General features: G+C 45.8%; 8 protein-coding genes and 20 tRNA genes. 2 read left to right on the top strand and 26 right to left on the bottom strand.

Annotated features, from left to right (window positions below):
* Window positions 1-144: 144 nt before the first annotated feature.
* Window positions 145-2718, bottom strand: coding sequence for a leucine--tRNA ligase (gene leuS, locus KHN78_RS03825; protein WP_211919857.1), 2574 nt, complete (start codon window positions 2716-2718; stop codon window positions 145-147).
* A 154-nt stretch (window positions 2719-2872) separates the two neighbouring features.
* On the opposite strand from leuS, the gene KHN78_RS03820 reads away from it, so the two are divergent.
* On the top strand, window positions 2873-3343 hold the full coding sequence (locus tag KHN78_RS03820) for a zinc ribbon-containing protein (protein ID WP_211919856.1): 471 nt from the start codon (window positions 2873-2875) through the stop codon (window positions 3341-3343).
* 69 nt (window positions 3344-3412) lie between these two features.
* Here KHN78_RS03820 and lnt read toward each other — a convergent pair whose 3' ends face one another.
* The 5 genes from lnt to miaB form a co-directional block, all read right to left on the bottom strand.
* Window positions 3413-4936 (bottom strand): apolipoprotein N-acyltransferase, encoded by a 1524-nt coding sequence (lnt, locus tag KHN78_RS03815; protein ID WP_211919855.1) that lies wholly within the window; start codon window positions 4934-4936, stop codon window positions 3413-3415.
* 36 nt (window positions 4937-4972) lie between these two features.
* The gene (gene corC / locus KHN78_RS03810) at window positions 4973-5872 is read right to left on the bottom strand and encodes a CNNM family magnesium/cobalt transport protein CorC (protein ID WP_128811433.1); all 900 of its coding nucleotides are present in this window, start codon (window positions 5870-5872) and stop codon (window positions 4973-4975) included.
* Window positions 5873-5978: 106 nt separating this feature from the next.
* Window positions 5979-6443: an rRNA maturation RNase YbeY gene (ybeY, locus tag KHN78_RS03805; protein ID WP_211919854.1), complete on the bottom strand. Its 465-nt coding sequence runs from the start codon at window positions 6441-6443 to the stop codon at window positions 5979-5981.
* Window positions 6444-6445: 2 nt separating this feature from the next.
* On the bottom strand, window positions 6446-7543 hold the full coding sequence (locus KHN78_RS03800) for a PhoH family protein (RefSeq protein ID WP_211919853.1): 1098 nt from the start codon (window positions 7541-7543) through the stop codon (window positions 6446-6448).
* A 101-nt stretch (window positions 7544-7644) separates the two neighbouring features.
* The gene (gene miaB / locus KHN78_RS03795) at window positions 7645-9069 is read right to left on the bottom strand and encodes a tRNA (N6-isopentenyl adenosine(37)-C2)-methylthiotransferase MiaB (RefSeq protein ID WP_128811431.1); all 1425 of its coding nucleotides are present in this window, start codon (window positions 9067-9069) and stop codon (window positions 7645-7647) included.
* A 350-nt stretch (window positions 9070-9419) separates the two neighbouring features.
* On the opposite strand from miaB, the gene KHN78_RS03790 reads away from it, so the two are divergent.
* The gene (locus tag KHN78_RS03790; protein ID WP_211919852.1) at window positions 9420-10595 is read left to right on the top strand and encodes a 2-octaprenyl-3-methyl-6-methoxy-1,4-benzoquinol hydroxylase; all 1176 of its coding nucleotides are present in this window, start codon (window positions 9420-9422) and stop codon (window positions 10593-10595) included.
* Between the two features lie 140 nt (window positions 10596-10735).
* Here the strand turns inward: KHN78_RS03790 and KHN78_RS03785 are convergent.
* The 20 genes from KHN78_RS03785 to KHN78_RS03690 form a co-directional block, all read right to left on the bottom strand.
* Window positions 10736-10820: transfer RNA gene (locus KHN78_RS03785), tRNA-Leu, on the bottom strand.
* Window positions 10821-10874: 54 nt separating this feature from the next.
* Window positions 10875-10949 (bottom strand) — tRNA-Gln (locus KHN78_RS03780).
* Window positions 10950-10996: 47 nt separating this feature from the next.
* Window positions 10997-11081: transfer RNA gene (locus KHN78_RS03775), tRNA-Leu, on the bottom strand.
* A gap of 54 nt (window positions 11082-11135) precedes the next feature.
* Window positions 11136-11212: transfer RNA gene (locus KHN78_RS03770), tRNA-Met, on the bottom strand.
* A gap of 23 nt (window positions 11213-11235) precedes the next feature.
* Window positions 11236-11320: transfer RNA gene (locus tag KHN78_RS03765), tRNA-Leu, on the bottom strand.
* 65 nt (window positions 11321-11385) lie between these two features.
* Window positions 11386-11460 (bottom strand) — tRNA-Gln (locus KHN78_RS03760).
* A gap of 30 nt (window positions 11461-11490) precedes the next feature.
* A tRNA-Leu gene (locus tag KHN78_RS03755) sits at window positions 11491-11575 on the bottom strand.
* Window positions 11576-11608: 33 nt separating this feature from the next.
* Window positions 11609-11683, bottom strand: a tRNA-Gln gene (locus KHN78_RS03750).
* A 40-nt stretch (window positions 11684-11723) separates the two neighbouring features.
* Window positions 11724-11808 (bottom strand) — tRNA-Leu (locus KHN78_RS03745).
* Window positions 11809-11861: 53 nt separating this feature from the next.
* Window positions 11862-11938, bottom strand: a tRNA-Met gene (locus KHN78_RS03740).
* 23 nt (window positions 11939-11961) lie between these two features.
* Window positions 11962-12046, bottom strand: a tRNA-Leu gene (locus tag KHN78_RS03735).
* Between the two features lie 65 nt (window positions 12047-12111).
* Window positions 12112-12188, bottom strand: a tRNA-Gln gene (locus KHN78_RS03730).
* Window positions 12189-12218: 30 nt separating this feature from the next.
* A tRNA-Leu gene (locus tag KHN78_RS03725) sits at window positions 12219-12303 on the bottom strand.
* A 33-nt stretch (window positions 12304-12336) separates the two neighbouring features.
* A tRNA-Gln gene (locus tag KHN78_RS03720) sits at window positions 12337-12411 on the bottom strand.
* A 16-nt stretch (window positions 12412-12427) separates the two neighbouring features.
* A tRNA-Leu gene (locus tag KHN78_RS03715) sits at window positions 12428-12512 on the bottom strand.
* Between the two features lie 26 nt (window positions 12513-12538).
* Window positions 12539-12623: transfer RNA gene (locus KHN78_RS03710), tRNA-Leu, on the bottom strand.
* 66 nt (window positions 12624-12689) lie between these two features.
* Window positions 12690-12766 (bottom strand) — tRNA-Met (locus tag KHN78_RS03705).
* Between the two features lie 78 nt (window positions 12767-12844).
* A tRNA-Gln gene (locus KHN78_RS03700) sits at window positions 12845-12919 on the bottom strand.
* 31 nt (window positions 12920-12950) lie between these two features.
* Window positions 12951-13035: transfer RNA gene (locus KHN78_RS03695), tRNA-Leu, on the bottom strand.
* 40 nt (window positions 13036-13075) lie between these two features.
* Window positions 13076-13152: transfer RNA gene (locus KHN78_RS03690), tRNA-Met, on the bottom strand.
* Window positions 13153-13190: the final 38 nt, after the last annotated feature.

Below are 13190 nucleotides of genomic sequence, written 5' to 3'. Positions count from 1 at the left end.
TTGGGTATATTCACCTAAACCATTCACTATGAATGGATTGAGGCAAATAAACAGGGTGATGACTCACCCTGTTAATAGACTCATACCGAACGAGTTAGTTCGTTCTTGAGTAATTGCAAGCTACATTTCGCTTATCGCGATTGGCTAGTTTGCAACGATGTTTAGAAGTTTGCCAGGAACGTAAATGACTTTGCGGATCGTTAGGCCATCTAGGAACTTCTTCGCATTTTCATCGTTTAGACCAAGCTCGCGAACTTGCTCTTCTGTTGCGTCAGCAGCAACCGTTAGTTTCGCACGTAGCTTACCGTTGATCATAACAACGATAGTTTTCTCGTCTTCAACCAGTGCTTTTTCGTCAAATGTTGGCCAAGTTGTTGAATCAACATCAGACTCACCCAGTGCTACCCACATTTCGTAAGAGATGTGTGGAGTGATTGGGTAAAGCATACGAACAACGGCTTTCAGTGCTTCATCAAGGATTGCACGGTCTTGCACAGATTCTTGAGGTGCTTTCGCAAGCTTGTTCATCAGTTCCATGATCGCAGCGATTGCCGTGTTGAACGTTTGACGACGAGCGATATCGTCCGTTACTTTCGCGATAGTTTTATGAACATCACGACGAAGTGCTTTTTGGTCGCCAGAAAGTGCGCTTGCATCTACTGCTTCTGCTGCACCTTTTGAAGAGTGCGCATGAACCAGTTTCCAAACACGTTTCAGGAAGCGGTTCGCACCTTCTACGCCAGATTCTTGCCATTCAAGCGTCATGTCTGCTGGAGATGCGAACATCATGAATAGACGCACGGTGTCAGCGCCGTACTTGTCTACCATTTCTTGAGGGTCGATACCGTTGTTTTTCGACTTAGACATTTTGATCATGCCAGAGTGTGTTACATCACGGCCTTCTGTGTCTTTAGCAGAAGTGATGCGACCTTTACCGTCACGCTCAACAGCAACATCTGTTGGTGCAACCCATTCTTTACCGCCTTTCTCGTTCTCGAAGTAGAACGCGTCTGCTAGTACCATGCCTTGACACAGTAGTTGCTTGAACGGTTCGTCAGAGGTCACGTAGCCTGCATCACGTAGCAGTTTGTGGAAGAAGCGAGAGTACAGTAGGTGCATACAAGCGTGCTCGATACCACCGATGTACTGGTCTACTGGTAGCCAGTAGTTTGCTTTTTCTGGGTCTAGGATGTCGTCAGCCTGTGGTGAACAGTAACGTGCGTAGTACCAAGAAGATTCCATGAACGTATCGAACGTGTCAGTCTCACGTAGAGCTGGTTCACCGTTAAATGTTGTCTTCGCCCACTCTTTGTCAGCTTTGATTGGGCTAGTTACACCATCCATTACCACGTCTTCTGGAAGAATCACTGGCAGTTGGTCAGCAGGTACTGGGTGAACTTCACCATCTTCAGTCGTTACCATTGGGATTGGAGCACCCCAGTAACGTTGACGAGATACACCCCAGTCACGTAGACGGAAGTTAACGGTCTTAGTGCCTTTACCCTCAGCTTCTAGTTTCGCTGCGATTGCGTCGAACGCCGCTTGGAAGTCTAGGCTGTCGAATTCGCCAGAATCAAACAGTACACCCTTTTCAGTGTATGCCGCTTCAGATACGTCTAGCTCGCTACCATCAACAGGTTTGATGACAGGCACGATGTCTAGGCCGTACTTGGTTGCGAATTCGTAATCGCGTTGGTCGTGTGCAGGTACTGCCATTACCGCGCCTGTACCGTAATCCATCAGTACGAAGTTTGCGACGTAAACAGGGACTTCACGGCCGTTTAATGGGTGAATAGCAGTAAGGCCAGTCGCCATACCTTTCTTCTCCATTGTCGCAAGTTCCGCTTCCGCTACTTTGGTGTTTTTACACTCGTCGATGAATTTAGCTAGCTCTGGGTTGTTCGCTGCTGCAATAGTTGCAAGAGGGTGGCCTGCTGCAATACCCACGTACGTTACACCCATTAGGGTGTCAGGACGCGTTGTGTAGACTTCTAGGTCTTGCTGACCATTTACTGCAAATTTCAGTTCTACACCTTCAGAGCGACCAATCCAGTTGCGCTGCATGGTTTTAACCATTTCTGGCCACCCATCAAGCTTATCTAGATCATCAAGAAGCTCTTGTGCGTATTCAGTGATTTTAATGAACCACTGTGGGATTTCTTTTTGCTCTACAGGCGTGTCACAACGCCAGCAACAGCCGTCTTCAACCTGTTCGTTTGCAAGAACGGTTTGGTCGTTTGGACACCAGTTAACAGAAGACGTTTTCTTGTAAACCAGACCTTTTTCGTACAGTTTAGTGAAAAATTCTTGTTCCCAACGGTAGTACTCTGGAGTACACGTTGCGAATTCACGATTCCAGTCGTAACCAAAGCCAAGTAGCTTAAGCTGGTTCTTCATGTATTCGATATTTTCATAAGTCCAAGGAGCAGGCGCAGTGTTGTTTTTTACTGCTGCGTTTTCTGCAGGTAGACCAAACGCATCCCAACCGATAGGTTGCATCACGTTTTTGCCTTGTAGGCGTTGGAAACGAGATACTACGTCACCGATGGTGTAGTTGCGCACGTGACCCATGTGCAGTCGACCACTTGGGTATGGGAACATGGATAGACAGTAGAATTTTTCTTTATTTGGGTCTTCACTTACAACAAAGGTCTTGTTGTCATCCCAGTGCTTTTGAACTTTTTGCTCAAGGTCTTGTGGATTATATTGTTCTTGCATCGATGGTATCCGGTTATCTTGGAATTTGTGAGTTCGGTTAGAACAGACTTTAATAGATCATCATAGAATACCTAAAGCTAGGGATCACAACAATAGCCAATCTATACCCATGTACCTTGAATTGGTGCTGGCAGTAGAAAGATGGAGGTCAGTTATGCCTAAACGTAAAGCAGGTTATGAGGAAATGTTTGAGGATGTGATTGAAACCTTGAAACATAGTCCGGATGAAGTTAACAAAGTATTCGAAACGTCGGGTAAAGTCGTTGATGCTGCCAATGATATGACCAAAGATGAGCTCTCACTCATATCCGCTTATGTAAAAGCCGATTTGAAAGAGTTTTCGGACAGTTATGAAGAGGGGAAAAGTGGGCCTTTCTATCTCACGATCGCCGATTCAATCTGGCAGGGGCTGCTTGATATTACTGATCGAACCAAAGTTGAATGGGTCGAGTTATTTGATGATTTAGAACATCAAGGATTATATGAAGCGGGAGAGGTGATTGGCCTCGGTACTTTGGTCTGCGATGAGTGTGGCCATAAAACCACATACAATCACCCGACGGTAATAATTCCATGTATTAAGTGCAATCATACGGGCTTTAGTCGTCAATCATTAAAGCCGTAACGTACGTTAACCATCAATGAACAAAAAATGCACATAAAAAAAGAGGCGTTTGTCGCCTCTTTTTTCATTTTATTTATGATCTTTTTTTCTAGGTAACCACCAAGCCAGCAATAAACTCAGGGCTGTCCAAGCATACAGTGGCCAAGTACCAACGATACGGTAAGGGGTTTGCCCATCTGTTGGTGTTAACTCTGCACGCAGTACGGCGGTTTCAAATTGAGGGATTTGCTCAATGATTTTACCTTTATGATCGGTGACTGCCGTAAGTCCATTGTTAGTTGAACGGATCAACGGCTTACCCAACTCAAGTGCACGCATACGTGCGATTTCCATATGCTGAAGTGGACCAATAGAATGACCAAACCATGCATCGTTAGATAAGGTAAGAATAAAGTCAGTGTCTGCAGTGACGTTTTGACGTACCTGATCGCTAAAGATTATCTCATAGCATAGCGCCGGGTCCATGTGCTTACCATTCGCAACAATATTTGGCTGAATGAAATCGCCACGACTGAATGATGACATAGGCAAATTAAAGAACGGAGCCAATGGTCGTAAAATTGCTTCAAATGGGACAAACTCACCAAATGGCAGTAAGTGATGCTTGTGGTAGCGCTGGCTCATATCAAAGCTGTAGTCACCATATGGCGTGACACCTAGCGACAGAATGCTGTTATAGAACTGGCCGTCTTTGCCTTGATTGACGATACCAGTGATGATCGCGCTGTTATTCATCTTAGCGGCAGCATCAATATTTCTTAAGAAAGATGGCACTTCGATTTCAAATGCAGGAATAGCAGCCTCTGGCCAGACGATGATGTCGGCATCCCAGTTTTCACGCGTGAGATCCGCATATTTCATGATGGTTGGCCAACGTTGGCTCGGTAGCCATTTTAAATTCTGGTCCACATTACCTTGGATCAGCGCAACTTTGGTGATGTCTTCTGTGCGAGGGGTAACCCAATCGTATTGGCGAATACCAAAACCAGTACTTAATAACACGGCAGGGATGATGATCATTAACCACTGCTTGTGAATCCACGCGTAAGCCAATGCACCAGCACTGATCATGATGAACAGGGTTAATAGCTCAACCCCACCAATAGGCGCGAAACTGGCAAATGGCGCGTCAATTTGACTGTAACCAAGCCATAACCAAGGAAAGCCAGTCATTACCCAACCACGTAGCCAGTCTGTCACTAGCCACAATGCAGGTACGGCAAGTAACGCTTTACTTAGGGTAAATTCAGGGAAGAATTTGTTGCTGAGCCAAGCAAACAAACCGGTGTATACCGATAGGTAAGCGATAAGTAGGCCCATGAGGAATAGGTTGGCGATCAGCGGCATTCCGCCAAAGCCGGCTATGCTGACGTAAACCCAACTTACACCTGTTGAGAATTGGCCAAGGCCCCAAGCGTAACCAATCCATAACGCACGCTTAGGCGATTGGTTTGCAAGAAGGATAAGAAGGATGGCTGGGCTCAATATGGCAATAGGCCACAATTGATATGGAGCAAAAGCTAGGGTAGTTAAAGCGCCAACAAAAGCGGCCACTAAGGGCCGCTTGAGGCGATGAAAGAGTACATTCATCATTATTGTTTTTTCTGATATTCCCGAAAGGGTATCGCGTTACTCTTGAGTGGCTTCAACCAGAGTTTCTTCGTCTGGAATCGTCACTTGAAGTTGAATGACACGACGGTTATCGGCTGCGGTGACTTTGAAGTTGTAACCTTCAATTTCAACCAATTCGCCACGAGTTGGTAAGTGGCCAAAGGCCGTCATAACCATGCCGCCTACGGTATCCACTTCTTCATCACTGAAGTCGGTACCAAATGTCTCATTAAACTCTTCAATGGTTGTCAGAGCTCGGACAGCAAACGTATGTTTGCTTAGCTTGCGAATATCGGATTCTTCTTCGTCATCGAATTCATCTTCAATATCCCCAACGATTTCTTCAAGGATATCTTCAATGGTGACAAGACCAGATACGCCTCCGAATTCGTCGACAACAATCGCCATGTGATAGCGTTCTTCACGGAATTCTTTGAGCAGGCGGTCGACACGTTTACTTTCCGGTACGACAACTGCAGGTCGAATTACTTCTTCGATATCAAATGGGTTACTGCCTGAGCCCAAGTATTTGAGTAAGTCCTTCGCTAATAGAATGCCCTCCACATGGTCTTTATCTTCGCTAATAACTGGGTAGCGAGAGTGCTGAGCATCCGTAATCAGAGCAATCAAAGTATCAAGATCGTCTGTGCGCTCAACCGTAACCATTTGCGAACGCGGGATCATAATGTCACGCACACGCATTTCGGAGATTTCCATCACACCCTCAAGCATGTCGCGGGTGTCATGGTCAATTAGGTCATTGATTTCTGAGTCACGGATAACATCCACAAGCTCTTGGCGATCTTTAGGTTCGCCTTGAAATAGTTGACCTAGACGTTCAAAGAAGGACTTTCTACTCGGACCTTCTGCCTTTTCTTTCTTACCTTCTTTAGAAGAGGGAGAATTATCTTCGTTCATTGTTTCTCAATTAAGTAACGCTACCAAAAGTGTGATAGCTCACATAGAAAGATGAACACGAGGTTTTCACCTGGGTGAGCATCTTTCACAGCAGAGCAACGTAAAGTTACTCTTTTTCAGCAATGTATGGATCTTCGTATCCCATACCTTGCATGATTTCTGTTTCGAGGGACTCCATCTCTTCAGCTTCGTCATCCTCGATATGGTCATAACCTAGCAGATGCAGGCTGCCGTGTACAACCATATGAGCCCAATGTGCTAGTAGAGGCTTATTTTGCTCAACTGCCTCTTTTTCAACAACTTGGCGGCAGATGATTAAATCGCCTAATAAGTCCATTTCCATACCTGGTGGCACTTCGAATGGGAATGAAAGCACATTGGTTGGTTTATCTTTACCACGATATTCGTAGTTTAGCTCGTGACTTTCTTTTTCATCAACAATTCGGATCGTTAATTCTGCTTGTGGTTGAAAAAGTGGAATGGTTTTATCTAGCCACAATTGGAAGTCTTGCTCAGAAGGTAACCCCTCTTCATTTTCGACTGCCAGTTGCAGATCAAGTTCAACTGCCATGGTTATTCCTTAGTTGCCGTTATTTGAGCGCTCAGTTCTGCTTTAGCGGCTTCGAGCAGTTGTGCATCACGTTCTTCACGACGGCGTTTTTCGAACTCTTTACGTTCTTTCTGGTCTTGTGCTTCCCATTTCTCGTACGCGTTAACGATACGGGCAACGACTGGGTGGCGAACCACATCGTCGGCGAGGAAGAAGTTAAAGCTGATGTCATCGACTTCGCTTAGTACTTCAATCGCGTGACGAAGACCTGATTTTGCGCCTCGAGGTAAGTCAATCTGCGTCACGTCACCTGTGATAACGGCACGAGAGTTGAAGCCGATACGTGTCAGGAACATCTTCATCTGCTCAACGGTCGTGTTTTGGCTCTCATCAAGAATGATGAATGCATCGTTCAATGTGCGACCGCGCATGTAAGCAAGAGGGGCTACCTCAATGACGTTACGTTCAATCAGTTTTTCTACGCGCTCAAAGCCCAGCATTTCAAATAGGGCGTCGTAGAGAGGGCGCAGGAATGGATCGACCTTCTGGCTCAAATCACCAGGTAGGAAACCCAATTTCTCACCAGCTTCAACTGCTGGACGAGTTAATAGAATTCGACGGATCTCTTGGCGCTCTAGTGCGTCGACTGCTGCCGCAACCGCGAGGTAAGTTTTACCAGTACCGGCGGGACCAATACCAAAAGTGATGTCGTGCGTCACCATATTGACCAGGTATTGAGCCTGGTTTGGAGTTCGTGGCTTGATCACGCCTTTTTTGGTTTTGACGAAGACTTCTTTACCGTGCTCGATATTTGATTCGGTATTTTGTTCAAGAACGCCAGACTCTTTGATTGCCAGATGGATTTGCTCTGGTTCAATGTCAGGAGTGTTACCGCGAACAGGGGCAGTGTCTACGTAAAGGCTTTTAAGGATATCTAATGCTGCGGTGGCGGTATGAGGTTTACCGACGATAGTGAAAAGGTCGCTACGATGGTTAATTTCGACGCCTAAACGACGTTCTAATTGCTTGATATTGTCGTCGAATGGACCGCACAGACTTGCTAAACGGCGGTTATCAGAAGGTTCTAGGTTAATTTCTAGAGTTACGATTTTATTGCTCAATGTTGCCTCTCATTTTTTGCCATTTTACGAGAGCCTGATAACGACCAGGCTCTCAATGGCTTTGATACCAATACCATCAATCATATTGGTATATTACGAGCTTATGGCGTAAAAGTCGCTACACCTAGCTCATCTTCGCGACGTGTTTTCGCCATCATTTGCATTGGTGAAATCACACTACGAAGGTCCATGTCTTTTTCTGTACGTACGAGCTCACCACGTAGTGAGTTAGCAAATACATCGGTAATTTTCACGTCAACGAACTGACCAATTAGGTCTGCGTTACCTTCAAAGTTTACTACACGGTTGTTTTCTGTACGAGCACGAAGCTCCATTAGATTCTTCTTAGAAGGACCTTCAACCAAAACGCGTTGCTCAGTACCTAGCATTAGGCGAGAGTAGCGCATTGCTTGTGTATTGATGGTTTGTTGCAGTTCGTATAAACGCTCTTTTTTCACTTCTTCAGCAAGGTCACAAGGGTAATCTGCCGCTGGTGTACCTGGACGAGGAGAGAAAATAAAGCTAAAGCTCATGTCAAAGTCTACATCTTTGATTAGCTTCATTGTGTCTTGGAAATCTTTGTCTGTCTCACCAGGGAAACCAACGATAAAGTCAGAACTGATTTGAATATCAGGACGAGCTTTACGTAGTTTACGGATGATTGACTTGTACTCAATCGCAGTGTGAGGGCGTTTCATCATGGTAAGAACGCGATCACTACCACTTTGTACAGGAAGGTGCAGGAAGCTTACTAGCTCTGGCGTGTCTTCGTATACTGCGATGATATCATCTGTAAACTCAAGTGGGTGGCTTGTTGTGAAGCGAATACGGTCAATACCATCGATAGACGCAACCAGACGAAGCAGTTCTGCAAATGAACAAATTTCACCGTCGTGCATTGGGCCACGGTAGGCGTTTACGTTTTGGCCTAGTAGGTTTACTTCACGAACGCCTTGCTCTGCAAGCTGCGCGATTTCGTAAAGAACGTCATCCATTGGGCGGCTAACTTCTTCACCACGAGTGTATGGTACTACACAGTAAGTGCAGTATTTAGAACAGCCTTCCATGATAGATACGAATGCAGTTGCACCTTCAGCACGAGGCTCTGGTAGGCTATCGAACTTTTCGATCTCAGGGAATGAAATATCCATAACAGGGGCTTCATCCGACAGAGATTGTTTGATCATCTCAGGTAGACGGTGAAGCGTTTGTGGGCCAAAGATCACATCAACGTATGGTGCACGTTCACGGATATGGTCACCCTCTTGAGTTGCTACACAACCACCTACACCGATAACAACGCCAGGTTTTTTATCTTTAAGTGTTTTCCAGCGGCCTAGCTGGTGGAAAACTTTCTCTTGCGCCTTTTCACGGATCGAACAGGTGTTGAGTAGAAGTACGTCTGCTTCCTCTGGCTCTTCAGTCAGCTCATAGCCGTTTGCAGCATTAAGCAGGTCGGCCATTTTTGATGAATCGTATTCGTTCATCTGGCAGCCCCAGGTTTTAATTAGCAGTTTCTTACTCATCTCACTTTCGCTCGTTCAGTTGTACTTAAATCGGAGAGCTTTTGCTCAAATAATAGCCGCCATCTCGGCGGTAAGCGGCGTATTGTACTGCTTTAAAAAGCACCTGACTAGTGATCTAACAAATTCTCTGCAAGCCCTGATGAAATCTAGGCTTTTGCCTTATACAAAGCAGGGTTTTTGGGTGAATTAGCATAGATATACGGGTGAGTTTTACATTGAATGCGGCTAACTAACTGATTCTTTGTAAGCTGGGCAATTCAGTTCACGCAGGGATAAAGAATTTTGTAAAAACTGCACTGGAACGTACAATTAAAAAACGCCAGTTAATCAATACGATGAAGAGCAAGAAAATGAACAAGTATGACATCGCCGTAATCGGTGGCGGTATGGTAGGGGCAGCCGTTGCCCTTGGATTTGCCAAGCAAGGCAGAAGCGTTGTGGTGGTGGAAAGCATGGCGCCACAAGCATTTAATGTTTCCCAACCGTTAGATATTCGAGTGTCGGCGATCTCTCATCAATCTGTGAAGCTACTTGATTCATTGGGCGTATGGTCTGCGATAGAAAGCATGCGCGTATGTCCTTATCGTCGTTTAGAAACATGGGAACATCCAGAGTGTCGTACGCGTTTTCATTCTGATGAGCTTTCATTAGAACAGTTGGGTTACATTGTTGAAAATCGCTTAATCCAACTCGGTCTTTGGCAAGCGTTCGCACAATACGATAACTTAACGGTAATGTGTCCAGAAAGATTGCAAGGTATTGAATTTAATGACGTAAACCTCGTGACGTTAGAAGGCGGTCAGCAGTTCGAAGCGCATTGGGTGATCGGTGCCGATGGTGCGAACTCGAAAGTTCGTCAATTGGCAGGTATTGGTGTAACAGCATGGGATTACCGTCAGCACTGTATGTTGATCAATGTGAAAACTGAATCCCCACAACAAGACATCACTTGGCAACAATTTACCCCTTCTGGCCCTCGTTCTTTCTTGCCTTTGTGCTCTCTGCATGTCGATGGAAAAGAAGCGGGGCAGGGGTCGCTTGTTTGGTATGACTCTCCAAAGCGTATTAGGCAATTGTGTTCAATGACGAAACCTCAACTTAGAGAAGAGCTCCTCCGTCATTTCCCATCAGAACTTGGTGATGTCGAGGTTTTACAGTTTGGCTCATTCCCACTGACTCGTCGTCATGCTCAAAGCTATTCAAGTAAGAATTGCGTACTTGTAGGTGATTCTGCTCATACGATTAATCCACTAGCCGGGCAGGGCGTCAACCTTGGCTTTAAAGATGTTGATGTATTGCTTGCGGTTACGGATCAGCAAGAGCAACTCAACGATGTGTTGTTAGCCCAGTATGAACGTGCTCGCCGTCCAGATAACTTATTAATGCAAACGGGTATGGACGTTTTTTACAAAGGCTTTAGCAACGATCTCGGGCCATTGAAGTTTGTTCGTAATGCAGCCCTAAAGCTGGCTGAAAACTCTGGGCCGATCAAAGCACAGGTATTGAAGTACGCGTTGGGTATGTAAGCGCCAGATAGATAAAAGTAACAGATAGAAAAAAAGCGAGCCATGAGCTCGCTTTTTTAATTCGATAAATCAGAGATCTACCGAGTCCAGAATCGGAAAAAAGAAAAAACCCAGCAAATTAATGCTGGGTTTCTTAATCATGGTGCGGTCGGAGAGACTTGAACTCTCACACCTTGCGGCGCCAGAACCTAAATCTGGTGCGTCTACCAATTCCGCCACGACCGCATCGTGTTTTTTAGTTACTAAGGCAATTGGTATAACCTTAACAACGTTTTGTAATGGCAGGGCTACCTGGATTCGAACCAGGGAATGGCGGCATCAAAAGCCGCTGCCTTACCGCTTGGCGATAGCCCTACAGGTCTTAGTCTTTCAACTAAGTGCTCTCCAATTAAGGAAAGTAATGGTGCGGTCGGAGAGACTTGAACTCTCACACCTTACGGCGCCAGAACCTAAATCTGGTGCGTCTACCAATTCCGCCACGACCGCGCTTTGAATTTACGGAATCAATAGTTAATAGTATAAACTATTTCTTCAAATAAATGGTGGCTACGACGGGATTCGAACCTGTGACCCCATCATTATGAGTGATGTGCTCTAACCAGCTGAGCTACGTAGCCAAATTTTGTCCTGTTCATTAAGATGGTGCGGTCGGAGAGACTTGAACTCTCACACCTTGCAGCGCCAGAACCTAAATCTGGTGCGTCTACCAATTCCGCCACGACCGCATCTTAATGTTTATTGTTGAGAGAATTGGTAAAACCTCAACAACGTCCTTTTTCAAGGAGAATAATGGCAGGTCTACCTGGATTCGAACCAGGGAATGGCGGCATCAAAAGCCGCTGCCTTACCGCTTGGCGATAGACCTACAGCGCTCTAATAAAAGAGACTTTAATAATGGTGCGGTCGGAGAGACTTGAACTCTCACACCTTGCGGCGCCAGAACCTAAATCTGGTGCGTCTACCAATTCCGCCACGACCGCATAATTACTGAGTAGACTCAATAATCAAAATAGTGGCAGGTCTACCTGGATTCGAACCAGGGAATGGCGGCATCAAAAGCCGCTGCCTTACCGCTTGGCGATAGACCTACAGGCGATAGTCAAAAGACATATCAATTTCAGAAAAGTATGGTGCGGTCGGAGAGACTTGAACTCTCACACCTTGCGGCGCCAGAACCTAAATCTGGTGCGTCTACCAATTCCGCCACGACCGCGACTTTTCTTTCAATGTTTAGATCAATTGGTGAGATCTAAATATTGTTGTAAATGGTGGCTACGACGGGATTCGAACCTGTGACCCCATCATTATGAGTGATGTGCTCTAACCAGCTGAGCTACGTAGCCAAATTTTGTACTGTTCATTAAGATGGTGCGGTCGGAGAGACTTGAACTCTCACACCTTGCGGCGCCAGAACCTAAATCTGGTGCGTCTACCAATTCCGCCACGACCGCATCTTAATGTTTATTGTTGAGAGAATTGGTAAAACCTCAACAACGTCCTTTTTCAAGGAGAATAATGGCAGGTCTACCTGGATTCGAACCAGGGAATGGCGGCATCAAAAGCCGCTGCCTTACCGCTTGGCTTGATAGACCTACAGCGCTCTAATAAAAGAGACTTTAATAATGGTGCGGTCGGAGAGACTTGAACTCTCACACCTTGCGGCGCCAGAACCTAAATCTGGTGCGTCTACCAATTCCGCCACGACCGCATAATTACTGAGTAGACTCAATAATCAAAATAGTGGCAGGTCTACCTGGATTCGAACCAGGGAATGGCGGCATCAAAAGCCGCTGCCTTACCGCTTGGCGATAGACCTGCAGGCAATAAATATATGGTGCGGTCGGAGAGACTTGAACTCTCACACCTTGCGGCGCCAGAACCTAAATCTGGTGCGTCTACCAATTCCGCCACGACCGCATATATTTATTTAAATTGTTTCAAGATGGTGCGGTCGGAGAGACTTGAACTCTCACACCTTACGGCGCCAGAACCTAAATCTGGTGCGTCTACCAATTCCGCCACGACCGCATCTTGAATTTTATAATCATTAGTTAATTGGTAAAAACTAATGATTTTGTATTCTTATAAAAAGAATGGTGGCTACGACGGGATTCGAACCTGTGACCCCATCATTATGAGTGATGTGCTCTAACCAGCTGAGCTACGTAGCCATCTTTTTGAGCGAGACAATATAAACCTTCGCGCTCTAAGTGACAACCCTTTATTTAAGGAATCTCACTTTGAAATAGTGGCAGGTCTACCTGGATTCGAACCAGGGAATGGCGGCATCAAAAGCCGCTGCCTTACCGCTTGGCGATAGACCTGCAGATAGTAGTATTGCTACTACTTAAAACATGGTGCGGTCGGAGAGACTTGAACTCTCACACCTTGCGGCGCCAGAACCTAAATCTGGTGCGTCTACCAATTCCGCCACGACCGCATCTATTCCTAACCATTCTTATAAAAAGAATCTTTAGGAATGGTGGCTACGACGGGATTCGAACCTGTGACCCCATCATTATGAGTGATGTGCTCTAACCAGCTGAGCTACGTAGCCATAACCATGTTTTTCGTTCTCGTCGCCTTGTTGCCTTG

This window comes from Vibrio sp. B1REV9, from assembly GCF_905175395.2.
In the GTDB taxonomy this organism is placed as follows: Bacteria; Pseudomonadota; Gammaproteobacteria; order Enterobacterales; family Vibrionaceae; genus Vibrio; species Vibrio alfacsensis.
Note: the sequence above shows the minus strand (reverse complement) of the source record. Positions and strands in the feature narration are given on the sequence as shown.